Source organism: Collinsella sp. CLA-AA-H167 (assembly GCF_040095305.1).
In the GTDB taxonomy this organism is placed as follows: domain Bacteria; phylum Actinomycetota; class Coriobacteriia; order Coriobacteriales; family Coriobacteriaceae; genus Collinsella.
Genome location: NZ_JBBNGA010000010.1, coordinates 75,071 through 100,402, shown reverse-complemented (window position 1 = coordinate 100,402; position 25,332 = coordinate 75,071). Strand labels below are relative to the sequence as shown.

The following is a 25,332-nucleotide window of genomic DNA, read 5'->3' as shown; positions in this document are numbered from 1 at the left end:
CACTGAATGTGTCCATCCTCGCAGTATCCGGTTCTCAAGGTGCACGCTGTGCGGCTGATCCGGTCCGACCGGGCCGCGCGGCAAGGAGATATATTGCCAGACCGGAGGGGCGCCGGGGGCGGGAATCTGGGCGTACACATTTCCTACACATATTAAAACCCTGCTTACGTTTGCCAGCCGTTCTCTACCGCTCACCGAGGGCCTCTTTATAGTGAAGCGTCATATGGCTAAAGCTGATAGGCTCCCTTAGCCAAGGCACAGCCGGCATCGAGCAACTCATCGCGCTCCTCCACCGAGAACCCCTCGGCGTATACGCGAACCACCGGTTCGGTCCCGCTGGGGCGGATCAGCAGCCAGGTGTCATCCTCGAATGCCAAACGTAAACCATCCATATGGCTTACAGCCTGCGGCGCCTTGCCGCAAATCGATTTAGGATTCATGCCAGGAAGCAGCGTTCGCAGCGATTCGGCGTCTTCGGCCTCAAGGCGCAAATCGCGACGCCCATAGCTCGTCTTACCAAAACTGGCCTCGAGCTGATCGACCAAAACGCCCAAAGGCGCGCCCGTCTTTGCCATAAGCTCACACAGAATCAGACAAGCAAGGATTCCATCACGCTCAGGCATATGCGCGGCGATGCCGATACCGCCGGCCTCCTCGCCTCCCATGAGGACGCCGCCCTTCTTCATCTCTGCAGCTATATATTTGAAACCGACCGGCTTAACGGTCACACGACAGCCAAGCGCCTCGGCAATGCGACGCACTAGCGTCGAGCACGAGAGATTGACGACGACACGCCCCTCCAAATTGCGGAATTGAACGAGGTCGCCCAAAACAAGCGCCATGATTTGATGCGGATGAATATATCTACCGCGTTCGTCGACCGCACCGATACGGTCGGCATCGCCGTCGGTCACCAGGCCTGCGCACGCCCCGTCCTCGACAACCGCACGCTCGCAAGCGTCCACCCACGGCTCAACAGGGTCGGGGCAAATGTCCTCTTGATCGGACGACTGTCCGGCATGAATCTCGTGCACCTCGACGCCTAGCTCCCGCAGCAGGTCGGCAAGATATCCCTGGGCCGCGCCGCCCATGGGGTCAACTACCACACGCAGGTGAGCGGCTCGAATGGCCTCGGCATCGACAAACGATGCCACCGCCTGCATATAGTCAGGAATAATATCCGCGGTGCGATAGCGTTCCTCGATCCCCATCGACTCGGGGGCCATAGTCTCTTCGAGCTCTTCGATGACATCCTGATTGGCCGTCGAGCCATCTCCCATGCGCAGCTTAAGGCACAGATACCCCTGCGGATGATGGGATCCCGTCACCATGAGCGCACCGCAGGCCTCGCCGTCATACGCCGCCGCCCACGTAAGGGCGGGGGTCGGAACAGGCCGAGATGCGAGCACTGCGTCCAATCCGTGAGCGGCAAGCACGCCTGCCGCAAGCTCAGCAAACTCGCGCGCCTGCGGCCGGGTGTCGAACCCTATATATACTGTTTTGCCGGGATTGATCTTTTGCCACAACTCGCCGACGGCATCGGCAATGCGGGCAACGTTGTCGACGGTAAAGTCGTCGTCGACGCGGGCGCGCCAACCGTCAGTTCCAAAATGAATTATCGCGCACACGCGCAGACACCTCACAGTGTTTGGATCATGGTACGCATGGGGTATACCCGCAACGCTCGCCCAGCAACCTGCCAAAACCGGCATTCACCATTTGGGCAAATGCTACCGCCGATGTGCAAGCAATAAAAAAACCGCCCCGTATGGAGCGGTTTCGACCTTTATATATCGAGCGCCTCGGCCATCGCTGCCGTAGTGATTGCCGTGGTTCCACAGCAGCTGCCCACCATTGCGGCACCGGCATGTCTCCATTCGATGCATGCGCGCGCGAAAGCTTCGGGGTTCTCGTGCCATACGGGGCCATCCTGAGTCTGGACCGGATCGCCCACGTTGGGACGCACCGTGACGGGAGTAGTCGCCGATGCAACCATCCTGGGCACCGCCGCGTTCGCGGCCGCAAGCGAACAGCAATTAACACCAACCGAGTTTGCGCCGTGTTTTTCGGCGTACAAAACGGCTGCCTCGATGTTGAGGCCATCGCCCAACAGGTCGCCTTTATCGTCAACGACAAAACTCACCAGGACAGGCATGCCGTCGGCGGCATCTCGGGCGCCGGCAAGCATGGGTTGCAAATTACGGATAGACGTCACCGTCTCGATCAGCAGACCGTCAACACCAGCATTGAGCAAGGCGTGCGCCTGTTCGCGCGCAATGCCTCGGATTTCACGATACTCGACAGAGTCTTCGGTAAACCACTCAATACCGATCGGGCCCATCGAGCCCAGTAGCAGCTGAGGGTGCGCCTGGCGGGCATCGTCGACGGCCCCGCGATTGACCTCCGCCACGGACGGCGCAATCTGATCGTGCTTGAGGGCATAGCTTGATGCCTGAAAGGTGTTGGTAATGAGCACCTGCGCGCCGGCGGCGACATACAAGCGATGAATACGAGAAACGGTCTGCGGCTCTGCCAGATTCCAAAACGCCGGTGGAATGTCGGCGGCATCGTACTCACTCAACAGAACACTGCCCATGGGGCCCTGCGCCAACAAGGTCTCGCTCGACAAGCGGCGCGTAAGTTCCTCGGCACCAAAGCGGTTGTAATAACTCGTATCCATATATATCCCGCTATTCCTCGACGCTGATTCCCTGCTTTTCGAGATAGGCGAGCCAGCGGTTCATCGTGTCCTCGGAAAGCGCATGCTCCATCATGCAGGCCTCGGAATCGGCTCGCTCAAATTCGACACCGAGCTCCTGAACCAAAAACGTGCGGATAAGGCGATGACGGTACCAGATAGCCGTACCAACCTCGCGGCCGCGATCGGTCAGGACTACCTTGCCGTAGTGCGATTGCTCGACAAGTTCGGATGCTTTGAGCGCCGAAACCGCTTTATTGACCGATGCCTTGGAGACGCCAAGGCGCTGCGCGATGTCGACCGATCGCACGCCGTTGGTTTCCCCCTCTTCGCTTTCAATGCGAACCATGCACTCCAAGTAGTCTTCGTTCGCCGCCGTCAGATGTAGTTCGCGCGAGCTATTTGTCGTATCCATGATCTTCCGTCCCTTCTGCATTCATTGGCTGATTCTACCCCATCCAAGCGTCGCGGTATGCCGTGGCATACCGTGCTAGAGTTCTTGTTGCACACGACGACCAAGATTGGAGCGGTCTTTATGGAAAACACCACCACGAACCCCGATGTCCTCGAGCGCTTTTTGCGCTACGTCCAGATCAACACGCAGTCCGAGGATGCAAACTGCGACCAGGTACCCTCGAGCGCCGTTCAGTTTGACCTTGCCAACGTGCTAGCTGAAGAGCTGCGCGAGCTTGGTGCGAAAGATGCCCACGTGACCGAGCACGCCTATGTCTGCGCGCATATCCCCGCAAGTGTGGGCGCTGAGGACAAGCCCGCCCTGGGCCTGATCGCCCATCTCGACACCACCGAAGTTGCACCGGGCGCCGGCGTGAAGCCGCACATCGTGCACTACGAAGGCGGCGACCTGGTCTGCGGCACGGTTGACGGTAAGCCCGTTGCCATGAGTACCGCCAAGCTTCCCGCCCTGAACGACCTCGCGGGTGAGGACCTGGTCTGCAGCGATGGCACCACGCTGCTGGGCGCGGACGACAAGGCAGGCGTCGCCGAGATCATGTCGCTTGTCGCGCGTATCGCTCAGGACCCTTCTCTGTCCCATCCCGCACTCGGCATTTGCTTCTGCCCTGACGAGGAGATCGGCCACGGAGCCGAGCTGTTGGATATCGATACCTTTGGCTGCAAGTACGCCTACACGGTCGACGGTGGCCCCATCGGCGAGCTGGAGTGGGAGTGCTTTAATGCCGCTGAGGCGACCGTCTGCTTTGAGGGCCAGTCCATCCACCCGGGCGACGCCAAAGGCCGTATGGTCAACGCAGGCAATCTGTTCTGCGACTTCAACGCGTTGCTCCCCTACGTGCAGCGCCCGGAGTATACGGAAGGCTACGAGGGCTTTTATCACCTTGAGGGTGTATCTGCAACCGTCGATCACGCCACAGCGCGCTATATCGTCCGCGACCATGACGCCGCCAAGTTCCAGCAGAAACTCGACCTTATTGATGCCGCTGCCTCGATGCTCAACCAGCGTCTGGGTGAGAGGCGCGTGACGGTCGAGATTAAGCAGCAGTATCGAAATATGGCCGAGATCGTTCGTGACTATCCCGAGCTTATTGATGTTGCCAAGGAAGCCTACCTTGCCTGCAGCGTTGAGCCCCAAGTGCTGCCGATTCGCGGCGGCACCGATGGCGCGCAGCTGTCGTTCCGCGGTCTGCCCTGCCCCAACCTTTCCACCGGCGGCTATTGCTACCACGGCGTCAACGAGTTCGTCCCGGTCAGTTCGCTCGTCAAGATGACCGACGTCCTGCAGGAGCTCGTCGCCCGTTTCGCATAAGCCTGGCTGCATAAGCCCAAAAGACGAATCGCCCCGTCCTCAACCAAGAACGGGGCGTTTTTTTGCTGCAATGAGAACAGGTTGACGCACGCCAGCCTCTTAACGCAAGGAGTGTCCCAAACTGCCGGCACAAAAGGAACGTCCCCAAGTGCCGCAAAATGACGACATCCACTCTCGCTTTGTGGGTAGTCATTGGGGAGGTTCTTGTTTGACTAGTCGTTTAAAAACGTCCCCAATGACTACCCAACGACTAGTCCGGACCAAGGCAACGCCGATGTTTTGGCAACGACAGCGAAAACCCGCCAGAGCGAGCAAGGTGCCTTGAAACGAGGCGGCATTGATCTTTTGATCATGCCGCCGAAGTTGAAAGGCAGATTGCCGCTCTGGCGGGTTTGCAGCGTCAACTGGTTACGCGGGCTGGTAAGCCCGCGTAACCCTAATAATTGGCTTCGTAGCCATTGCCGTCACCGGTGGGCTCTTCGTAGTAGTCCGAATCGCTCGAATCGCTTGAGTCATCAGAATCGTCAGAGCTGACCGATGAGGTTGCGGTACCGTTTGCGTAGTCGTCAGACGTGTTGTTGCTGAGGTCACCGATCGTAGAGCTGGAACCGTCGGAAAGACCCATGGTGTTGGGACCCTTGGGATCCTTGCCGGCATCGACGCGCTCCATCATTTCCTTGAGCTCGTCCTCGTAGACAAAGACGTAGCTCACACCATCGATCATGGTGCTGTCGTCGGCGTACGAGGGCAGGTTGGCCGAGTAGATACCGTCGACATCCATACCGCGCATGGCATTGACCGTAGCCACGATATCCTGAACGCTCATATCGGTTACGAGCATATCGGACAGCGAATTAACCAGGCCAAAGATCTTCGTGGCATCGAAGTTATTGAGAATCTGGTTGGCAAGGGCGCCAAGCACCTGACGCTGGTGGCGCATGCGCGTGTAATCGCCGTCGGCATAGGTGTAGCGGCAGCGGGCATAGGTAAGGGCGGTGGCACCGTCCATATGCTGCTGGCCAGCGGTAATCTTAATATCCAGGTGCTCGGGGTCGTCAACATCATCGGTTGCGTTAATGTCGATACCGCCAACCGAATCAATCAGCGCCTGCATACCGTCGAAGCTGACCTCGGCATAGTGGGAAATCTGAACACCGCACAGCTCGTTGACCGCCTCGACCATGGCCTCGGCGCCGCCAACGGTATGGCAGGCGTTGATCTTCATGGTCTCGCCCTTGTACTCGACCTTGGTGTCGCGCGGAACGGAAATGAGCGTCGCCTGCTTTTGCGTGGGGTCGATGCGTGCCAGGATAATCGAGTCGGCACGATACGTATCCTCGCCCGGACGGCCGTCGGTGCCAAGAAGCAGCACGTAGAACGGATCCTTTGCCTCATCGGTGTCAACCAGAACCCGACGCAGATTGTCGGTAATGACATTAGGATCGCCGAGCTTGCCCATAATGGTGGCAAACCACAGGCCGGCAGCGGTAGTGGCACTCAGCAGCACGCCAAGCACGACAATGAGCGCGACGTGGCGAATCGTGTGGCTACGACGACGTTGGCGAGCTCGCTCGGAATAACGAGCCACGTTATCGCGACTGTAGATCTTGGCCTGCGCACCAGTTGAGGGTCTTCGAGTGGTGGTATCCGCGAGGGGCTTTTTATTAAACATAGGCAACCTGTATTAGTAGATGACGGGATCGGGGACGGTAGCATGCTCGACATGCGCGCCAAGCGCCTGCAGCTTTTCGACAAAATGCTCGTAGCCGCGCTTGATGTGATGGATAGCCGAAACCTCGGTCGTCCCGTCGGCGATCAAGCCCGCTACGACGAGGGCCGCTCCGCCGCGCAGATCGGGCGAGGTAACCTGTGCACCCGAGAAGCCCTTGACGCCATGAATCATGGCATGATGGCTCTCGATACGAATGTCGGCACCCATGCGCACCAGCTCAGAGGCAAACATAAAGCGATTCTCGAAGATGTTTTCGGTAATAACGGAACTGCCGTCGGCAAGGGCGGAGAGCACCATAATCTGCGCCTGCATGTCGGTCGGGAAGCCGGGGAACGGAAGCGTCTGGATGTCGACCGGCTTGATACGCTCGGCACGGTTCACATGGACGCCATCCTCGACGCGCTCGCAGTCGATACCCATGAGCTCCATCTTCTTGAGCACCATGCCCAAGTGAATGGGGCAAAAGCCCGTGACATCGACACCGCGATCGTCGGCCATCAACGCACCGGCAACGATAAAGGTACCGGCCTCGATGCGGTCGCCCACCACGCGATGGGTAACGGGATGGAGCTCTTCCACGCCTTCGATAGTCACGACGGGCGTACCGGCGCCAACAATCTTGGCGCCCATCTCGTTGAGCATGTTAGCGAGATCGACGATCTCGGGCTCGCGGGCGGCATTGTCGATAACCGTGGTGCCCTGTGCGCGCACAGAGGCCATGATGAGGTTCTCGGTCGCACCGACGCTGGCGAACTCGAGCGTGACGGTGGTACCGCGCAGACCTTGGGGCGCATTAGCGTTGATGTAACCGTGGGCGGTATCGAACTCAACGCCCAGGGCCTCAAGACCAAGAATGTGCATATCGATCTTGCGAGCACCCAGGTTGCAGCCGCCCGGCATGGCAATTTTGGCGCGATGGAAGCGGCCCAGCAGGGGTCCCATGACGGCGGTGGAAGCGCGCATCTTGGCAACGAGCTCGTAGGGGGCCTCCCATGAATCGACCTGAGAGGTATCAATCTCGAGCGTGTGCTCGTCGAGAACATCGATCGTAGCGCCCATGCCCTTGAGCACCTTGCCCATCACGTGGACATCGGAAATATCGGGCACGTTCTGCAGCGTCGTCTTGCCCGGCGCCAGAAGCGTTGCCGCCATGAGTTTGAGCGCGGAGTTCTTGGCACCCGAGACGGGCACGGAGCCTCCGATGGCGTGGCCACCCTCAACGCGGATAATATCCAAGGTCTACCCTTTCAAAAAGCATGCCCGGGGTGGCTGGGCCATCCCGGGCATGATGTGTTCGCAAATGGTCGAACGCTAAATCGTTTGACTATTGGGCAAGCTTGAGCTTACACCATGCGATTTCATTATAGAGGTAGGCGCGGCGTGCATCATCCTCCGACAAATTACCCAGCTTCTCTTCAAAACCTTGAGTATCAGCTTTAAGCTTGTCGGCATCGACGGTCGCCAAATCGCAAGCGCGCTCGGCGAGAACGGTCACGACATCGTCCGCAACCTGGGCATAGCCGCCGGCCACGGCAAACGTGTGGTCGACAGTGCCCATGGCCTTATCGGAAACGCGAACGTAACCGCGGTCGATCGTGCAGATCTCGCTGGAGTGAGCAGGCAGGACGCCAAACTCGCCATCCGTGGACGGAATCGACACAAACGCAGCGTCGCCCTCATAGGCGCAGCTCACGGGGCACACGATGCGGATACGCATAACCTACTTCTCCCCCATCTTGCGGGCGCGCTCGCGCACGTCCTCAATCGTGGAAGCATAGCGGAAAGCCTGCTCGGGCAGGTCATCGGCCTTGCCGTCGACAATCTCGGCAAAAGAGCGGACGGTATCCTCGACGCGGACGTAGACACCGGGGTTACCGGTGAACTTCTCGGCGACGTGGAAGGACTGCGAGAGGAACTGCTGAATCTTACGGGCACGGTTGACCGTAAGGCGCTGCTCCTCGGACAGCTCGTCCATACCCAGAATGGCGATGATGTCCTGAAGGTCGGAGTACTCCTGCAGGAGCTCCTGGACCTTGACGGCGACACGGTAGTGCTCCTCGCCGACGATCGAGGGATCGAGAGCGTCGGAGGAAGACGCGAGCGGGTCGATAGCCGGGAACAGGCCGAGCGACGAAATGCTACGCGAAAGAACCGTGGTGGCGTCGAGGTGCGTAAACGTCGTGGCAGGCGCCGGGTCGGTCAGGTCGTCTGCGGGGACGTAGACAGCCTGGACGGAGGTAATGGAGCCCGTCTTGGTCGAGGTAATGCGCTCCTGGAGGTCGCCCATCTCGGTTGCCAGCGTGGGCTGGTAACCAACGGCGGACGGCATACGGCCCAGCAGTGCGGAAACCTCGGAACCCGCCTGGGAGAAGCGGAAGATGTTGTCGATGAACAGCAGAACGTCCTGGCCGCGATCGCGGAAGTACTCAGCGGTGGTAAGGCCGGCCAGACCGATGCGCAGACGCGCTCCGGGCGGCTCGTTCATCTGACCATAGACCAAGCAGGTCTTGTCGATAACGCCAGACTCGCTCATCTCGAGGAAGAGGTCGGTGCCCTCGCGGGTACGCTCGCCGACGCCGGTGAACACCGAGGTGCCGCCGTGCTCCTGGGCGAGGTTGTTGATGAGTTCCTGAATCAGAACGGTCTTGCCGACGCCGGCGCCGCCGAACAGGCCCGTCTTGCCGCCACGGATGTAGGGCTCGAGCAGGTCGACGGCCTTGATGCCGGTCTCGAAGATCTCGGTCTTGGTGGTGAGCTCGTCGAAACGGGGCGCTGCATGGTGGATGGGGTAGAACTCCTCCACCTCGGGCATGGGCTTGCCGTCGACGGGCTTGCCCATAACGTTCCAAATTCGGCCGAGCGTCTTGGGGCCAACGGGCATCTTCATGGGCTCACCGGTATCGGTGGCGATGAGGCCGCGCTGCAGGCCGTCGGTCGAGGACATGGCGACCGTGCGGACGACGCCGCCCGGAAGCTGGCTCTCGACCTCGAGGATCGTGCTCAGATGACCGATCGGGGTCTCGGCCTCGACCGTGAGCGCGTTGTAGATCGGGGGCACCGCGCCGTCAAACTTGACGTCGACGACAGGGCCGATGATTCGCACGATGCGACCATCACCGGCAGTCGTCTTCTTGGTGGCTTCCTCGACCGCAAGCTTTACGGTGTTATTAGCCATTACTGTTCCTCCAATGCTGAGGCTCCGCCGACGATCTCGTTGATCTCGGTCGTGATCGAAGCCTGGCGCACGCGACTATACGTGCGGGTAAGGGTCGAGATGATCGCGGTGGCGTTTTCCGTCGCGGAGTGCATGGCCTTGCGGCGTGCACCCTGCTCGGCAGCCGCCGAATCGATCAGGGCCTGGTAGATGACCGTCAGGATATAAGACGGCACAAGCTTGCCGAGAACATGCTCGGGAGAGGGCACGAACTCGAACGTGGACGAGATGCGCTTAGGGGCGTCGGTCTCGTTCTTACGCGGACCGTGGGCCATAGCGATCATCTCGGGGTCGAGCGGCAACAGATGCTCGACGCGAAGCTCCTGATCCACGCGGTTCTTGGCGTGGTGGTAGACAAGCTCGACACGGTCAAGCTCACCGGCACGATACGCATCGCAGATATGAGAGGAAATCATGCGAGCCTGATTAAAATCGGGCTCGGAGGAATTGCCCTCAAAGTGCATGACAACGTTTGCACGGTCGCGGAAATACGTGGCCGGCTTGCGTCCGCACGCAATAATCTCGCACTCGATGCCGTCGTTCGCCCAAGAAGCGGCGAGCTTTTCGGCCGTGCGCTCCACCGTCGTATTGAAACCGCCGGCAAGGCCGCGGTCCGAAGCAATGACGACAATCAGGCCACGCTTAACGCTCTCATGCTTCTGCAGCATGGGATCGGTGCCCGAACAGGAGGCGTCGCCGGCGACCGTCAACATGACGTCGGTCAGCGCCTCCTTATAGGGCTCGGCCTGCTTGGAGCGATCGAGGGCACGACGGATCTTGGCCGTAGAGACCATCTCCATCGTGCGCGTGATCTGCTTGGTCGTGGTAACCGAGGAGATTCGCTTCTTAATGTCGCGAAGGTTGGCCATGGGGCTTAGTTCTCCTCTGATCCAGAAACATCCGAATGGTGCTTGGCCATGAACTGCTGCTTGAAGTCGCCGATGACGCGCAAGAGCTCAGCCTTGGTGTCATCATCGATCTTCTTGGCGCGAACCTTGTCGAGCAGCGAACCAAAGCCATTGTCCATGTACTCGATGAGCTCGGCACGGAAGGGCAGCACGTCGGCGATCTCCAGGTCATCCAGGAAGCCCTCGTTGCCAGCGAACAGCGTAACGATCTGCTCGCCAACCTCAAACGGCTTGTAGCGCGGCTGCTTCAGGAGCTCGGTCATGCGAGCACCATGGGTCAGCTGCTTCTGAGTAGCCTCGTCGAGGTCGGAGCCGAACTGCGTAAAGCCAGCGAGCTCCTGGTACGAAGCGAGGTCCAGGCGAAGGTTGCCGGCAACCTGCTTCATAGCCTTGGTCTGCGCATCGCCACCGACGCGGGACACGGAGATGCCCACGTCGACTGCCGGGCGCTGACCCTGGAAGAAGAGCTCGGACTGCAGGTAGATCTGACCATCGGTAATGGAAATGACGTTGGTCGGAATGTAGGCCGAGACGTCGCCGTCCTGGGTCTCGATGATCGGCAGTGCCGTCATGGAGCCGTAACCGTTCTTCTTGGACATCTTGACGGCACGCTCGAGCAGACGAGAGTGCAGGTAGAAGATGTCGCCAGGATAGGCCTCGCGTCCGGGCGGACGATGCAGCGTCAGCGACATCTGACGGTAGGCCACAGCCTGCTTGGACAGGTCGTCGTAGATGACGAGCACGTGGCCGCCGGGGTTGGTCTCGCTGGCGGGCTTGCCGTCCTCGCCGTTGTACATGAAGAACTCGCCGATAGCGGCACCGGCCATAGGCGCGATGTACTGCATAGGGGCGGAATCGGCAGCGGTGGCCGAAACGATGATGGTGTAGTCGAGCGCACCGTGCTGAGCGAGGGTCTCGCGGATGTTGGCAACCGTGGAGGCCTTCTGGCCGATGGCGACATAGATGCAGACCATGCCCTTGCCGCGCTGGTTGAGGATAGCGTCGATGGCGATGGCGGTCTTACCGGTCTTACGGTCGCCGATGATGAGCTCACGCTGACCGCGGCCAATAGGCACCATGGAGTCGATAGCGAGCAGACCGGTCTGAACCGGCTCGCACACCGGGGTACGATCGATGACGCCGGGAGCCTTGAACTCGATGGGGCGACGGTGCGTGGCGACGATGTCGCCCAGGCCGTCGATGGGCTGGCCGAGCGGATTGACGACGCGGCCGAGCATGGCACGGCTCACGGGGATATCCATAATGCGGCCAGTGGTGCGGCACTCGTCGCCTTCCTTGATGGAGTCGACGGCACCGAACAGAACGGCGCCGACCTCGTCACGGTCAAGGTTCTGGGCAAGGCCGAAGACGGTCTCACCGGTATCGGAGCTCTTGAACTCCAGAAGCTCGCCTGCCATGGCGCTCTTGAGGCCGGAGACGCGCGCGATGCCGTCGCCTACCTCGTCGACCGTTGAAACCTCATGCGTATCGACCGTCGCGGAGAGGCTCGTGAGCTGCTCCTGCAGTTTCTTGGCGATATCCTGGGCATTGAGGGTTTCGGACATTAGGCTTCACCTCCGTACGAATTAGCAGAGTTTGCGAGGGTCTCCTGCGCGATGCGCAGCTGCGTCTTGACGGAAATGTCACGACGCTCGCCGCGGGCCTCGAGCACCAGGCCGCCCACGATAGACGGGTCAACCTGCTCGATAAGGAATACCTTGCGGCCGAAGTCCTGCTCGCATTTCTTAGTGATGGTTTGACGCAGCTCGTCGTCGAGCGGGATCGCCGTGGTGACGGTCACGCCCACTACATCCTCGTCTTCCTCGGCAACATACTTAAAGGCAGCTGCCACCTTGGGAAGAAGGTCGAGCTGGTCGCGCTTGGACATGGTGTCGAGCACGGCGATGATCTCGGGGCTGGCAGAAGCCAAGCGCTCGATCATCTCGAGGTCCTCGAACACATGGTTCTCGGCCTTAGCGGCTTCCAGAAGGGAGCGCGCGTAGGTCTCGAGCACCTTGTCCTGATAGCGGCTAGTCGGCATTCAGGCTACCTGCTTCCTGGATGTAGCGCTCGATGAGCTTCTTCTGCTCGGCATCGTCCTCGAGTGCCTCGCCCACGATCTTGGTGGCGACGGCAACGGACAGGTCGGCGATGGAGCTCGCGGCACCGGCGTAAATGGACTTGCGCTCGTCCTCGACGGTCGTATGGGCCTTGGCGATGATCTCCTCGGCCTCCTTGTGAGCAGCCTCGATGATACGGGCGCGCTCGGACTCGGCGTCCTTACGGGCCTCGAGAACGATGTCGGCAGCCTGACGACGGGCGTCGGTGACGATCGAGTCGGACTCAGCGCGCTTGGCGATAGCCTCCTGCTTGGTCTTCTCGGCCTCGTCGAGGCTCTCCTCGATCTTCTTGCCGCGCTCCTCCATGGTTTTCATGATGCCCGGCAGGGCGACCTTGGCCAGCACGATCCAGATAATCAGGAAGGCGATAAGCGCCGGGATGAACTCCGCCATCTTAGGGATGAGGATGTCCGCACCGGCAGCGCCGTCCTCGGCGAACGCGGAAACCGGCATGAGCAGCGCGGCCGCGGACGCGGAGAGTGCGATCGCGCTCTTCTGGGATGAAAGATTCATACTTGACGCTCCGTGCTATTTAACGATCAGCGCGACAACGAAGCCGATCAGAGCCAGAGCCTCGCCGAAGGCGGAGCCCATAATGAAGACGGTGAACACGCGGCCCTGGACCTCAGGCTGACGGGCCATAGCACCCGTAGCACCCAGAGCAGACAGGCCGATAGCAAGACCAGCGCCGATAACACCGAGACCGTAACCGATAACTCCCACGATTCCTCCTTTGTCGTGCGTGTCTTATTTCACGCAGGATAACCTTTTTATAACTGCCGGGCTCCATGGGTACGGGCACCGGCGGTTTAACGAATTACCTTACCTTTAAGGCGCGAACGGAAGACTACTCCTCCTCCGCGACCTCCTCTGCCTCGGAGACATACACGGCGGTAAGGACCGTGAAGACGTAAGCCTGGATGGCGCCGACCACAAGCTCGATCGCATAGATCAGGATGAGGATGGCAAGCCAGGCCAGCGAAGGCAGGGCGCCAACGGCGTGGGCCGCGGAAACCTGCTGAAGCAGCGGCTGCATGAACATGCTCGCCATGATGGCGAACGAGCCCATGACCACGTGTCCTGCGAACATGTTGCAGAACAGACGGACGGCGAGCGTGATGAGGCGCAGGAAGGTCGAGAAAAGCTCGACGACCCACACGAGCACGTTCGTCGGGAAGCTCACGCCCTGCGGGGCGAGGCTCTTGATGTAGCCGATCACGCCGTGAGCCTTGCATCCGTAGTAGATGAAGTACACGAAGGCGAAAATGGCGAGTGCGGCGGTGGAGCCGATTGCGCCGGTGCCGGGCTTCATTCCCGGAATCAGGCCGATCATGTTATTGATCAGGATGAACAGGAAAAGCGAGCACAGGAACGGGAAGTGCTTCTTCCAGTTCTCACCCACGACACCCTTGCCGATATCGTTCTCGACGTACTCGATGATGTACTCGAAACCGTTGACGAAGAAGCCCTTGGGAACCAGGGTCTGCTTCTTCTTGAACACGGCCAGGACAATCAGGAGCACGATCGTGGAGACGATCAGCCAAAACGAGTACTGCGTGATGCCGCAGCTCAGATCGCCCACGACAGGGGTGGAGCTGAACTCGCTGACCAGATGATTAATCTCATCAGGCAGCTTTTCAAAAATTTCCACGACTTACCTTTCGACCTCATGAGGATCTCGCAGCGCCTTGGCGACACGAACCGCGCAGGCGGCCATAAAGGCCACGAAGCCGATCGCCTCGCCCAGGAGGAACATGCGAAATGCCTCTCCGAACAACACAAACACAACCAAGGTAAAGACGAGCAGGGCGATTGCCGAGACCGCCAGACTCACCATACCCTTGAGCATGTCCGCATTCTGTTTATCGTCAAGAACCGGCTTGAGCGTAAAGACAAAGGGAAGGAAGGCAATTGCGCCCGCGATGGCGCCTGCAACGATAGCGAGCAGATCGGCTATCTGAAACACTGGCGTCCTCACCTTCCTTTTTAACGCTTCACAGAACAGTTCCCGCCAAACATTGGTGACTATTGTACGAGCCAATCGCTAAAGTACAACCGAAAAAGCATCGGTTAATACGCACCTGTTCGTTTTCTTAAGACCTTCTTTATGCCGCAGGTACGGTAATACGTTTTTCTCGAACCCTGCAGGGCAAAACGTCCGTTAACAGGAGTGCGCGCGGTCGCCTTTTGTTCGTCCGCGCGCACCGTTTCTTCGTATTTGCAGCCGCGGCCGTTTAGCCCAGCGACTAGAGCGTGCCGTAGATGCGGTCGCCGGCGTCGCCGAGGCCGGGAACGATGTAGGCAGCCTCGTTGAGATGGTCGTCGATGGCGCAGGTATAGATATGCACATCTGGGTCCTTCTCGGTCAGCGACTTGAGGCCCTCGGGGGCCGCGACGATGCACAGCATGCGGATGTCCTTGACACCGCGCTCGCGCAGGTAGCTGATGGCCATCTCGGCCGAACCGCCCGTGGCAAGCATGGGGTCGACGACCAGGCAGATGCGCTGGTCGATATCCTTGGGCATCTTGCAGTAATACTCGTGCGGCTCGTGGGTGACCTCGTCGCGCTCCATGCCGATGTGACCCACGCGAGCGGAGGGCACCAGGTCGAGGATGCCGTCGACCATGCCAAGGCCCGCACGCAGGATGGGCACGATGGCGAGTTTCTTGCCGGCAAGCTGTTTGAACGTGGCGGTAGTGATAGGGGTCTCGACCTCGACGTCTTCCATAGGCAGGTCGCGCATGGCCTCGTAGCCGTCAAAAAGCGCGAGTTCGCGCACGAGCTGGCGGAACTGGTTGGTGCCGGTGTTTTTGTCGCGCAGGATCGACAGCTTGTGCTGGACGAGCGGGTGATCGACAAGCGTCACACGGGACGCATCGTAGGTGACGGTCATGGATTGATTGCCCCTTTCGTTGCGGCCGCAAAACGGCCTTGCTGACAAGGCGCGCAGCAATGTTGCCGCCGCACGCCATGCATTAGTTTAGCGGTTTGTTGTATCGAGCAGCCCATCGCAGCCCTACTGTGAGGTGCTGAGCGAGCGCCTGACTGCATCACGCCAGCCCGCAAGGTTTTGCTCGCGGCGCTCGGCGGACATGTGGGGAAGGAAGGTCCTAACGATCTGGGCATTTTGCTCCAGCTCTTCCAGGTCTTCCCAATAGCCGACGGCAAGACCCGCCAAGTACGCGGCACCGATTGCCGTGGTCTCCACCGTCTCGCATTGCAGCACGGGGATATCCAGCAGGTCGGCCTGGAATTGCATGATGAACTCGTTGCGCGAGGCACCGCCATCGACAGACAGGCGCTCAATCGAAAGCCCCACGTCCTGCTCCATGGCGCGCAGCACGTCGTAGCTCTGATATGCCATGGATTCGCAGGCGGCACGTACGATGGTCGCACGGCTCGAGGCGCCGGTCAGACCGCACACGATACCGCGAGCATGCGGGTCCCACCAGGGAGCACCCAAACCCGCAAAGGCGGGAACGAAGTAGCAGCCCTCGTTGTCGCTAATCGAAGCAGCGAGTTGTGCCGACTCGCTCACGCTCGAGATGATGCCCATGTTGTTGCGAAGCCAGTTCATCGTTGAGCCGGCGGCAAAAATAGAGCCCTCGAGCGCATAGCTGACTTTGCCGTTCGCAGCGATACCGATGGTGGAGACCAGGCCATTCTTGGATTCGACGATCTCGTCGCCGGTGTTCATGAGCATAAAGCAACCCGTGCCATAGGTGTTTTTGGTCTGGCCGGGACGGAAACAGCAGTGGCCGAACAGCGACGCCTGTTGGTCACCCGCCACGCCCATGATGGGCGGCATGTTGGTCATGATGTCGCTCGCGACGCGGCCGTAGTCGCCCGAGCTCCAGCGAACCTCGGGCATCATGGAACGTGGAACGTCAAAGAGTGCCAGCAGGTCGTCGTCCCAATCGAGCGTATGGATATTAAAGAGTGCCGTGCGGCTGGCATTGGTGTAGTCGGTGGCAAAGACCTGGCCGCCGGTGAGGTTGTAGATGAGCCAGGTGTCGATGGTGCCAAACATGAGGTCGCCCGCCGCCGCGCTTTCGCGTGCGCCGTCGACGTTGTCGAGAATCCACTGCACCTTGGAGGCCGAGAAATACGGGTCGAGCGTGAGTCCCGTGCGGGAGCGCACCAGCCCTTCTGCGCCCTGCTCGACAAGCTCGTCGATCAGAGGTGCGGTACGGCGGCACTGCCATACGATAGCGTTATAGATCGGCTGACCGCTCACGCGATCCCAGACCACCGTGGTCTCGCGCTGGTTGGAGATGCCGATGGCGGCAATGCGGTCGGAGTGGATACCGCTCTTAAACTGGACTTCCATCATGACGGCGATCTGGCTAGCAAGGACCGCCATGGGGTCTTGCTCCACCCAGCCGGGACGCGGAAAGCTGGTTTTGACGCTGCGACGTGCCTGCGCGACGATGCAGCCGTACTCGTCGACGATGGTCGCAAGTACCGAGGTGGTGCCGCAGTCGAGCGCCATGATGTAGGAACCGCCAAAGTCAAACGAGGCATCTTCCATGCCCAGGCTGCCCAGATTCAACGACATCGCTTAAACCTTTCTATTGCATCGGGTCGGACAGGACCCGTTCGATCTCTGATGCGGGAAGTGCGCCTTGGCGCAGGATCTGGAGCTCGCCGTGCTGAAACGACACGATGGTCGAGGCGTCGCGACACGGGGTCTCACCGGCGTCGACGGCAACATCGACCCCCTCCAGGATGCGACCATCCACCGTGATAAAACTTGCCGGCGCGGGCGCGCCATGCGTGTTGGCGCTAGTGCAGGCAAGGGGGCTGCCACAGGCGCGAATGAGCGCCTGCACCACGGGCGAGGCCGAAGCGCGAAGTGCCACCGTGTCGTCGGCAGCGCGCATAAAGGTCGGCACGCAGGGGGCTGCCTTGACCACGATAGTCAGGGCTCCCGGCCAGCATCGTCGCGCGAGTACGCGGGCATCTTCCGGGATATCCACGCCATAGCGGTCGAGTGCTTCGACGCCATCGACCAGCCAAGCGACGGTTTGCGTGAGTTCACGTTGCTTGAGAGTGAAGATACGGCGATAGCCGGTGCCGAGCGCAGGAACTGCGGCGCCATTGACGGCAGCCTGCGGATCGCGCGGCCACGATGGGAATTCGCTTGTATCTTGGGGCACGGCGTCCGAGAAGGCGTTGACTGCCACGGCGACACCGTAGACGGTCTCGGTCGGGATCAAAGCCAGGCCGCCGCGGCCGAGCACCTCGGCCGTGCGCTCGACGGCAAGCCGATGCGGCTCGCGCGTTCCCTCGTATACCCGATAGACCGTCTGCATGTGTATGCCAGCCCCTTACGCTCTGGTGCAAGTTTGTTTACTGTGGGGCATTCTCGCACGAAACGTTCAACCTATTTGCCCAGAGCGCATGTTGGTTTGGTGAGCGGCTCTAGTAGTCGGTGAAAGTGAGGGGGTTATTGGACTGCGTCGAACTTCTTTGGCCTGCCGGCGTGACGTTCTTGGGCGGCGTAACGCTCGATGCTGTCTATCGTTATCATCCGACGGCCGTCGACGAGTTCAACATCGAGCTTTCCGGCTTTGACCAGCGCGGTAATCCGCGGAGCGGAGACTTTGAGGTCCAGCGCTGCGTCTTTAAATGTTCGGCACGCCGCTTCCCGAGCGTCCTCGTGGTCGATTTCGACTGAAAGGGCCACGACCTCGGCCGAGCGTTCGTACCCTGCCGGAGTCAAACCGTTGTTGAGGTCGTCGGCCAAAAACGCCATCAGTGCCTCGGTGGCATGGGCAATCGCTTCTTCGCGCGTATCGCCATCGGCAAAGGCGCCGGGAATCTGCGGGAAGCTAGCGCAGTAACCATCGTCTTCTTTTATGAGAACGCAGTCATAGGTAAATCGCTGCCTCATTTTGCCTCCAACTACCATCCAGCTTGGCGACGAATACTTGCCCACGTGCCCTTCTTTGGTCGATCACCACCAGAGCCGTTCACGGTGACAACGCGGTCACCAGAAACATACTTAGCATGACTACCGACTTGCGCGACCTTCACGAATCCATCGTGCTTGAGTAGGGCAATGATTTCCCGAAAGGTAGGAGGTTGCATGGGCCGACCTCTTTCAGCCGTCCTAATTATAAACTACTTTATAATTTTTGCTAACCAGTTAATAAATATTACTGGCGTTGCTTGGGCTCGATGACGATGGCTCGGACAATGCGGGGGCGATCGGTGAGGTCGTGGACGATACGCACGTCCGAAAGGCCTGCTTGACGACAGAGCTCGGCCGCGGCGTCGAGCGCGCCCTCGTAGAGCTCGCAGGCAAACAGGCCGCCGGCACGCAGCATGTAGGGCGCCGCGTTGAGCAGGCGGCGGAAGATATCGAGACCGTCGGCACCGCCCTCGAGCGCCAGATCGGGCTCAAAGTCCTTGACCTCATGCGGCAGCGAGCGCATGACGTCGGTCGGGATGTAAGGTGGGTTGGAGACGAGCACATCAAAGGTGCCCCACTCTTCGCGGGGAATGGAACTCACCAGGTTTGTGAGGCTGAAGGCGACCTCGTCGGACGTGAGGCCAAGCGCATCACGGTTTTTGGTGGCCAGATCGATGGCGCGCGGCTCGATATCGGTAGCAGTGCAGGTAACGTGGCCGCGGCGCTCCCAGGCAAGGGAGAGCGAAATGCAGCCCGTGCCGCAGCCGACCTCGAGAACGCGGGCAGTGCGGGGCTCGGCTGGGGCAGATACGTTGGCCTCGGCGGCATCTTGCGCGGGAGTCGCCTGTTGGTCGTTGTCCTCAATGGCGATGCCGTATTCGTCGAGCTCGGGCTCGGGGGTTTCCATGGCCTCTGCTTCTGCCGCTTCGGCTTCTGCCGCCTGCGCGGCGGCTTCCTCGACCTCGCGATCGGCCAGTTCCTCGGCATAAGCGCGACTGCCCAGCACATCGCCGCCTAGCGCCGCCTCGTCGGCAGCTGTGAGGTTGGCGGCACGGCGCTCGGCCGTCGCTCGCTCGTCGGCCAATGCGGCCTCGGCCTTGCGTGCCTGCTCGACCTCATCGTTCCAAGGCAGCTCAACACGCTGACGGGCAGCGGCCTCGGGGCTCAGCACCTCGGTATCCAGATAGTTCAGGACTTCTTCGACGAGCATCTCGGTCTCGGGGCGCGGGATGAGCACGCCGGGGGCGCACGCGACGTCGATCATGCGAAACTGCGTGCTGCCCGTGATGTACTGCAGCGGCTCGCCTTTGGCGCGACGAACGACGGCCGCGTGCATGGTCTCGAGCTGGGCTGCGTTAAGCGTCTCGTCCATGCGCATATACAAGTCGATACGCGCCAGGCCCGTGGCCGCGCACAGCAGCCACTCGGCAGAAAGACGGGGATGCTCCTCGCCGCGCTCGGCCAGGTACTCCTTGGTCCACTCGAGACAACGCTTGATGGTCCAAATCTCGTTTGCCATGGGGCCCTCCCCTCTTAAGCGCCGGACGGCGCGCGAATGTCGGAGCAGATTGTAAGCGAGGCCAGCGCTTGGCAAGGGGCGATTAAAGGCGATTATCGAGAATCAGCCCAGAATTTTGCTTGGAGCCTGCCTAGAGTGTTCATTCGTCGACGTCTAAATCTGCATCCGTCAAGCTTTTGGCAAGGTTGCCCCAAAACTGACCAATATCTAACCAAGAACTTGCCACATCGCTTGACGCACGACACGCCAAAACTCGCCCCACGACTTCTCGAACGATAATTTAAGCATTATTTTCGGCGATAGACGCATGCCGATCATTGCTTTGCGCAGGTGAACGGCTCAATAACTATCAAAGCAGATTGAATAACATCCCAAAGCAATGTACCCAACCTAGTCGTTGGACGTTCTTGTTTGACTAGTCATTTAAGAACGTCCCCAACGACTACTCATTTAAGTCTGTCCCCAATGAGTGCCCCGCCACGGGTTGAGCATAAATCAGCGAAAACGCCCCTAAGCGAGCAAGGTGACGTGAAAGAGGAGGGAAGCGTACTTTGGTACGCGACCGACGATTGAACGTCAGATTGCCGCTTAGGGGCGTTTGCAGCGTCGAGCCGTTACGGCGTTTGGTAAAACGCCGTAACTTAAACTGCCTGTGCCAGCTTCTCGGCTCGCTCGGCGGCGGCGAGTGCCTCGATGACGGTGCCGAGCTGGTCGCCCAGAAGGACGCCGTTGTAGGTGGAGTTGAAGCCGATGCGGTGATCGGTCACGCGGTCCTGGGGCTGGTTGTAGGTACGGATCTTCTCGGAACGGTTGCCGTGGCCGATCTGGCTCTGGCGCTCGGCACCGAGCTCTGCCTGCTGCTTCTCGAGCTCCATCTCGTACAGACGGGCACGCAGCATCTGCATGCAGACCTCGCGGTTCTGGATCTGGGAACGCTGCTCCTGCGACTGCACCACGGTGTTGGTGGGCAGGTGGGTGATGCGCACGGCGGAGTAGGTAGTGTTAACGCACTGACCGCCAGGGCCCGAAGCGCAGTAGGTGTCGATGCGCAGGTCAGACTGGTTGATCTGGACGTCAATCTCCTCGGCCTCGGGAAGCACGGCGACGGTTGCCGTGGAGGTCTGGATACGGCCCTGGGACTCGGTCTTGGGAACGCGCTGGACGCGGTGCACGCCGGACTCGAACTTCATGACGGAGTAGACGCGGTCGCCCTCGACCTTGAACTCGATGGACTTAAAGCCGCCGGCCTCGCTGGGGCTGGAATCGAGCACGGTGGTCTTCCAGCCACGCGACTCGCAGAAGCGCTGGTACATCTTGTACAGGTCGCCGGCGAAGATGGCCGCCTCGTCGCCACCGGCGGCGGAGCGAATCTCGACGATGGTGTTCTTGTCGTCGTTGGGGTCGCTCGGGATGAGCATGTACTTAATGTCTTCCTCGAGCTGGGGAAGCTTGGCCTCGTTTTCGGAGATGTCCATCTGGAGCATCTCTTTCTCATCGGCATCGGTAGTATCGTGGAGCATTTCCTTGGCAGCCTCGATGTCATCGAGCGCGCCGATGTACTCGCGCGAGGCGGCAATGAGGTCGGACTGGTGCGCGTACTCCTTGTTGAGACGCGTGAACTCCTTGATGTCGGAGGCGACGGCCGGGTCGGAAAGCTTCTTCTCGAGCTCCTCGTAGGCCTTGATGATCTTTTCGAGCTTGTCGCGCATGGCGGGACTCCTTTATATGCGTGAAGGTGAAAATCGGCAGAATCGATGGGGCGCATGGCGCCGCTGCGGGGGTAAGCCCAGCTAGAGCATGTCGATCTTCAGATACATGCGCATCCCTTCGCGTGTGGGGTACATAGTTGCGATCTAACCCATACATGATAGCGTGCGCAGGCAAACCTGCATATAACCCGCACGGAATGAGTGGACGTAGCCGTTGGGTACGTTCCTTAACGACTAGTCGTTTAAGAGCGCCCCCAACGGCTAACAAAGGGGCTGTCGCTTTGTCAGATTCTAGAGCGTGTGGAGTAGGGCGATGAGGAAGCGTACGCCCTGGAGGTAGGCGCGGCGGGTGATGCGCTCGTTAGTGCCATGGACGCCGCGGTCGCACTCGTCATCGTCGACCATAAAGGCCGAGAAGCGAATGCACTCGGGGCAAATGCGCTGGTAGTTGGCAGCATCGGTGGCGCCAATCACGGTTGAGGGGACGATGCTGACAGGAACCCCGCCCGCCGCCGATGATCCGTTTTCCTCCGTCCCCAAAGGATCACGGAAATAGCGGGCGGCGATGGTGCGGACGGCCTCGAGCCCCGGCCCGCCGACACGCGGGGACGGCGAGGGCTCGGAGCTGCCGGGGCCGAGTTCGACCTCCACGCGCCCGGCAAGGCCCGCCGCGGCAACGGCCTCGCGGCAGCGAGTAGCGACATCGGCCACGCCCGTGCCCTCGAGCATGCGGAAGTTGATATTGGCCCACATATCCTGCGGCATCACGTTAGCGCCGGTGCTACCGCCCTCGATTTGGGTCGGCGCGCAGGTAGTGGTCACGAGCGGATAGAGTTTTTTGCTGGCGAGGCACTCGCACACGATGGTGTCCTTGTTGGAGGCAATCTCGTCGGCCGTGCAGAGCCCCAGCTCGACAAGCTGTGCGGCAAGCAGATCGGTCACACGCGTCGGCCACTCGATATCGCAGATTGCGGCGATAGCGCGGCTCAGTACCTCGAGCGATGTGCCACCGTAGGGGTTTGACGAATGCCCTCCCTCACTCTTCGTCTTGAGCACAATATCGGCGTAGCCCTTCTCGGCAAGGTCGGCATGCATAAGCCAGCCCTCGCCCGCGCCGTACTCGGCAGCCGAAACAATACGGTAGTCACCCTCGTCGAGCAGGTATTCAAGTTCAATACCGCGCTCCTCGAGCACGCGACCGATCGCCCCCGCGCCGTACTGCGTGGTTTCCTCGTCCTGGCCAAAAGCCAGCAGCAGGGTGCGCTCGTGCTCCCAGCCGTGCACCAACGCATACTCAACCGCCTCGAGAATACCTGCGACCTGGTCTTTCATGTCGATAGCGCCGCGACCCCAAATGTAGGTGTCGTCCACCTGTCCGCTAAAGGGAGCATGCGTCCAGTCGGCCTCGGTGCCCGGCACCACGGGGACCACGTCCATGTGGCCCATGAGCATAACGGGCTTAAGAGCCGGATCGCTGCCGGCAAGCGCCACCAGCAGCGAATGGCCGATAAGCTCGACCTCGCCCGCCGCAAACACGTGCGGCCAGGCCTGCTGCATATAGGCGCGCAGGTCGTCGAAGGGCTGCCAGTCCACCGCCTCGGCATCCATGCTCGAGATGGTCGGAAACGACAGCACGCGACCCAAGCGCTCGCACGCGCCGGCCTCGTCCATATCCGCAAAATCGTCCTCATGCGCAAAGAAGCGCCAAACCTCGGCCATGACATCCTTTCGATTGTGACGACAAAGGCCGCCCCACGGGAGCGGCCCTGCAACGTAAGCGTTTGCGGTCGGTTATTTGTCTTCGAGATAGCGAGAGAGGAACTCGCGAGTGCGCTGGTGTTTGGGGTTGCCGAAGAGCTCGGCCGGCGCGGCGTCCTCGAGCACCACGCCCTTGTCCATAAAGACCACGCGGTCGGACACCGTGCGGGCAAAGGCCATCTCGTGCGTGACGACAACCATGGTCATACCGTCGGCCGCGAGCTTGCGCATGACCTCGAGCACCTCGCCCACGATCTCGGGGTCGAGTGCGGAGGTCGGTTCGTCGAACAGCATGATCTGCGGGCTCATGCACAGGGCGCGGGCGATGGCCACGCGCTGTTTTTGACCACCGGACAGGCGGCCCACGGCGGCGTGCGCGAACTTTTCGAGTCCCACGCTCGCCAGATGCTCCGTCGCGACCTTTTCGGCCTCGGCCTTGCTCATCTTTTTGAGCATAACGGGCGCGAGCGTACAGTTGTCGAGCACATCCATGTTGTTGAACAGGTTAAAGCCCTGGAACACCATGCCAATGTCCTCGCGCAGTTTATTGATGTTGCAGCGCTCGGCGGTAAGGTCTTGGCCGTGAAACCAGATATGGCCCGCGTCCGGGGTCTCGAGCAGGTTAAGGCAGCGCAGAAACGTCGACTTGCCCGAGCCCGAGGCGCCGATGATGGTGACGACCTCGCCGGGATTGATGGACAGATCGATGCCCTTGAGCACCTCGAGTGAGCCAAAGCTCTTGCGCAGGCCCTCGACGCGGATAAGCGGCTCGCAAGCGTCTGCAACCGCGGAGTTATTCTGAGTCATGGTTGCTCCTCCTAGTTAGAGCTCGGCAGCGTCTGGGGCGCCTCGGCACCCAGACGGCGACCAAAGGCCTCGAGCAGGCGGCCTGCCACGAACGTCAGGATCAGGTAGACCACGAGCGCTACGCAGTAGACCTCCATCTGGCGGTAGTACACGCCGGCGACGGTGGTAGTGGCGTACATGAGGTCGAACACGCCGATGACCGAGAGCACCGACGAGTCCTTGATGTTGATGATGAGCTCGTTGGTGAGCGCCGGGATCGCGTTTTTAATGCCCTGGGGAAACACGACTTTGCGCATGGCCTGCCACTGCGACAGACCCAGCGAGCGCGCCGCCTCGGCCTGACCGGGGTCGATCGACTCGATGCCGCCGCGCAGGACCTCCATCATGTAGGCAGTAGAGTTGAGCGAGATGGTGACGAGGCCCGCGGTAAAGGTACTCCAGATCTGGTTGGCCTGGGCGGTCTCGAAGCCCATGCTGCGCAGAACGGTAAAGCCCGCGTAATAGATGAGCAGACCCTGGACCATCATGGGCGTGCCGCGCACGACGGTGGAATAGACGGTCGCAAAGCCTCGGCCAATACTCTTAAAGAAGCGCACCAGGTCGTTGTCGACGCGATCGAAGGTCTGGGTGCGCAAGAACACAAAGAGCAGCGCCAAGAAGAAGGCGATGACGGTGCCGAAGGTGGCAAGCGCGATGGTGATCTCGATGCCGCGGATAAAGAAGTCGCCGCTCTTGTAGGTCATGTAGACCAAGCTCGACAGAAAGTCGCTGGGATTGGAGTCCGAGACAATGCTCACCTGCACCAGGTCGATAAACGACATGACGCAGCGGTCGATAAAGAAGATCGCCGCGATGGCAACCACGACATAGCTGCCCAGGCGCGCGCCGCGACGGCAACGCTCGGATGCGAACGGCGACGTTTCGCGATAGTCGTTCCAGTGCATAAGCTTGGTGACGAGCGCTGCCACCGATACGACGATCCAGGCCCACAGAATCGCCCAGAGACAATCCTGGAACACGCCCGTGGGCGCCAAGAAGCTCAGCGGCGTTGGGTTGCGCTGGCTAAACGCCAGACCGAGCGCCGCGATAGCGCTCGTGCCCAGATACACATAACGGTGGTCGGCCTTGATAAAGGAGGCCAGACGATTGATAGCTTTCATGCTGCC

The 25,332-nt window shown here is 60.4% G+C and carries 24 protein-coding genes; 1 reads left to right on the top strand and 23 read right to left on the bottom strand.

What is annotated here, in order from left to right:
- Positions 1–227 precede the first annotated feature (227 nt).
- The 3 genes from AAAT03_RS07390 to AAAT03_RS07380 all read right to left on the bottom strand — a co-directional run bounded on the left by AAAT03_RS07390 (position 228) and on the right by AAAT03_RS07380 (position 3,113).
- Positions 228–1,628: a phosphoglucomutase/phosphomannomutase family protein gene (locus tag AAAT03_RS07390; RefSeq protein ID WP_349103007.1), complete on the bottom strand. Its 1,401-nt coding sequence runs from the start codon at positions 1,626–1,628 to the stop codon at positions 228–230.
- A gap of 158 nt (positions 1,629–1,786) precedes the next feature.
- A complete protein-coding gene (locus AAAT03_RS07385; RefSeq protein WP_349103006.1) occupies positions 1,787–2,680 on the bottom strand; it encodes a homocysteine S-methyltransferase family protein in 894 nt (297 codons plus the stop codon).
- Positions 2,681–2,690: 10 nt separating this feature from the next.
- Complete coding sequence (locus tag AAAT03_RS07380) at positions 2,691–3,113, bottom strand: metal-dependent transcriptional regulator (RefSeq protein WP_349103005.1); 423 nt, start codon at positions 3,111–3,113, stop codon at positions 2,691–2,693.
- 120 nt (positions 3,114–3,233) lie between these two features.
- Here AAAT03_RS07380 and pepT point away from each other — a divergent pair, with 120 nt between their 5' ends.
- Positions 3,234–4,481 carry a peptidase T gene (pepT, locus tag AAAT03_RS07375; protein ID WP_349103004.1) on the top strand — a complete coding sequence of 416 codons (1,248 nt, stop codon included), beginning with the start codon at positions 3,234–3,236 and terminating at the stop codon, positions 4,479–4,481.
- Positions 4,482–4,917: 436 nt separating this feature from the next.
- On the opposite strand, the gene AAAT03_RS07370 is transcribed toward pepT, so the two are convergent.
- The 20 genes from AAAT03_RS07370 to AAAT03_RS07275 form a co-directional block, all read right to left on the bottom strand.
- Positions 4,918–6,153, bottom strand: coding sequence for an LCP family protein (locus AAAT03_RS07370; RefSeq protein ID WP_349103003.1), 1,236 nt, complete (start codon positions 6,151–6,153; stop codon positions 4,918–4,920).
- A 12-nt stretch (positions 6,154–6,165) separates the two neighbouring features.
- Positions 6,166–7,449 (bottom strand): UDP-N-acetylglucosamine 1-carboxyvinyltransferase, encoded by a 1,284-nt coding sequence (gene murA, locus AAAT03_RS07365; protein ID WP_349103002.1) that lies wholly within the window; start codon positions 7,447–7,449, stop codon positions 6,166–6,168.
- A gap of 88 nt (positions 7,450–7,537) precedes the next feature.
- Complete coding sequence (gene atpC, locus AAAT03_RS07360) at positions 7,538–7,930, bottom strand: ATP synthase F1 subunit epsilon (protein ID WP_349103001.1); 393 nt, start codon at positions 7,928–7,930, stop codon at positions 7,538–7,540.
- Between the two features lie 3 nt (positions 7,931–7,933).
- A complete protein-coding gene (gene atpD, locus AAAT03_RS07355; protein ID WP_006235717.1) occupies positions 7,934–9,388 on the bottom strand; it encodes a F0F1 ATP synthase subunit beta in 1,455 nt (484 codons plus the stop codon).
- Positions 9,388–10,296, bottom strand: coding sequence for an ATP synthase F1 subunit gamma (gene atpG, locus AAAT03_RS07350; RefSeq protein WP_089573102.1), 909 nt, complete (start codon positions 10,294–10,296; stop codon positions 9,388–9,390). Before atpG ends, atpD begins: the two co-directional genes overlap by 1 nt.
- A gap of 5 nt (positions 10,297–10,301) precedes the next feature.
- Entirely contained in the window at positions 10,302–11,900 is a 1,599-nt protein-coding gene (gene atpA / locus AAAT03_RS07345) for a F0F1 ATP synthase subunit alpha (RefSeq protein ID WP_035138794.1), read from the bottom strand.
- Positions 11,900–12,376: a F0F1 ATP synthase subunit delta gene (locus AAAT03_RS07340; RefSeq protein ID WP_006235713.1), complete on the bottom strand. Its 477-nt coding sequence runs from the start codon at positions 12,374–12,376 to the stop codon at positions 11,900–11,902. Before AAAT03_RS07340 ends, atpA begins: the two co-directional genes overlap by 1 nt.
- Entirely contained in the window at positions 12,366–12,968 is a 603-nt protein-coding gene (gene atpF / locus AAAT03_RS07335; protein ID WP_006235712.1) for a F0F1 ATP synthase subunit B, read from the bottom strand. Before atpF ends, AAAT03_RS07340 begins: the two co-directional genes overlap by 11 nt.
- A gap of 15 nt (positions 12,969–12,983) precedes the next feature.
- Entirely contained in the window at positions 12,984–13,178 is a 195-nt protein-coding gene (locus AAAT03_RS07330) for an ATP synthase subunit C (protein ID WP_022094262.1), read from the bottom strand.
- A 124-nt stretch (positions 13,179–13,302) separates the two neighbouring features.
- Entirely contained in the window at positions 13,303–14,106 is an 804-nt protein-coding gene (atpB, locus tag AAAT03_RS07325) for a F0F1 ATP synthase subunit A (protein ID WP_349103000.1), read from the bottom strand.
- Between the two features lie 3 nt (positions 14,107–14,109).
- On the bottom strand, positions 14,110–14,421 hold the full coding sequence (locus AAAT03_RS07320; RefSeq protein WP_035138788.1) for a hypothetical protein: 312 nt from the start codon (positions 14,419–14,421) through the stop codon (positions 14,110–14,112).
- 280 nt (positions 14,422–14,701) lie between these two features.
- Positions 14,702–15,349, bottom strand: coding sequence for a uracil phosphoribosyltransferase (gene upp / locus AAAT03_RS07315; RefSeq protein WP_040359658.1), 648 nt, complete (start codon positions 15,347–15,349; stop codon positions 14,702–14,704).
- A 123-nt stretch (positions 15,350–15,472) separates the two neighbouring features.
- Positions 15,473–17,014: a glycerol kinase GlpK gene (glpK, locus tag AAAT03_RS07310; protein WP_349102999.1), complete on the bottom strand. Its 1,542-nt coding sequence runs from the start codon at positions 17,012–17,014 to the stop codon at positions 15,473–15,475.
- Positions 17,015–17,027: 13 nt separating this feature from the next.
- The gene (locus tag AAAT03_RS07305) at positions 17,028–17,771 is read right to left on the bottom strand and encodes an L-threonylcarbamoyladenylate synthase (RefSeq protein ID WP_349102998.1); all 744 of its coding nucleotides are present in this window, start codon (positions 17,769–17,771) and stop codon (positions 17,028–17,030) included.
- 134 nt (positions 17,772–17,905) lie between these two features.
- On the bottom strand, positions 17,906–18,397 hold the full coding sequence (locus AAAT03_RS07300; RefSeq protein WP_349102997.1) for a type II toxin-antitoxin system HicB family antitoxin: 492 nt from the start codon (positions 18,395–18,397) through the stop codon (positions 17,906–17,908).
- Positions 18,398–18,617: 220 nt separating this feature from the next.
- Complete coding sequence (locus tag AAAT03_RS07295) at positions 18,618–19,892, bottom strand: HemK/PrmC family methyltransferase (protein ID WP_349102996.1); 1,275 nt, start codon at positions 19,890–19,892, stop codon at positions 18,618–18,620.
- Between the two features lie 641 nt (positions 19,893–20,533).
- Positions 20,534–21,601 carry a peptide chain release factor 1 gene (gene prfA / locus AAAT03_RS07290; protein WP_055252487.1) on the bottom strand — a complete coding sequence of 356 codons (1,068 nt, stop codon included), beginning with the start codon at positions 21,599–21,601 and terminating at the stop codon, positions 20,534–20,536.
- Between the two features lie 291 nt (positions 21,602–21,892).
- Entirely contained in the window at positions 21,893–23,320 is a 1,428-nt protein-coding gene (locus AAAT03_RS07285; protein WP_349102995.1) for a M20/M25/M40 family metallo-hydrolase, read from the bottom strand.
- A gap of 72 nt (positions 23,321–23,392) precedes the next feature.
- Complete coding sequence (locus AAAT03_RS07280) at positions 23,393–24,166, bottom strand: amino acid ABC transporter ATP-binding protein (RefSeq protein ID WP_349102994.1); 774 nt, start codon at positions 24,164–24,166, stop codon at positions 23,393–23,395.
- 11 nt (positions 24,167–24,177) lie between these two features.
- On the bottom strand, positions 24,178–25,326 hold the full coding sequence (locus AAAT03_RS07275; protein WP_349102993.1) for an amino acid ABC transporter permease: 1,149 nt from the start codon (positions 25,324–25,326) through the stop codon (positions 24,178–24,180).
- Positions 25,327–25,332: the final 6 nt, after the last annotated feature.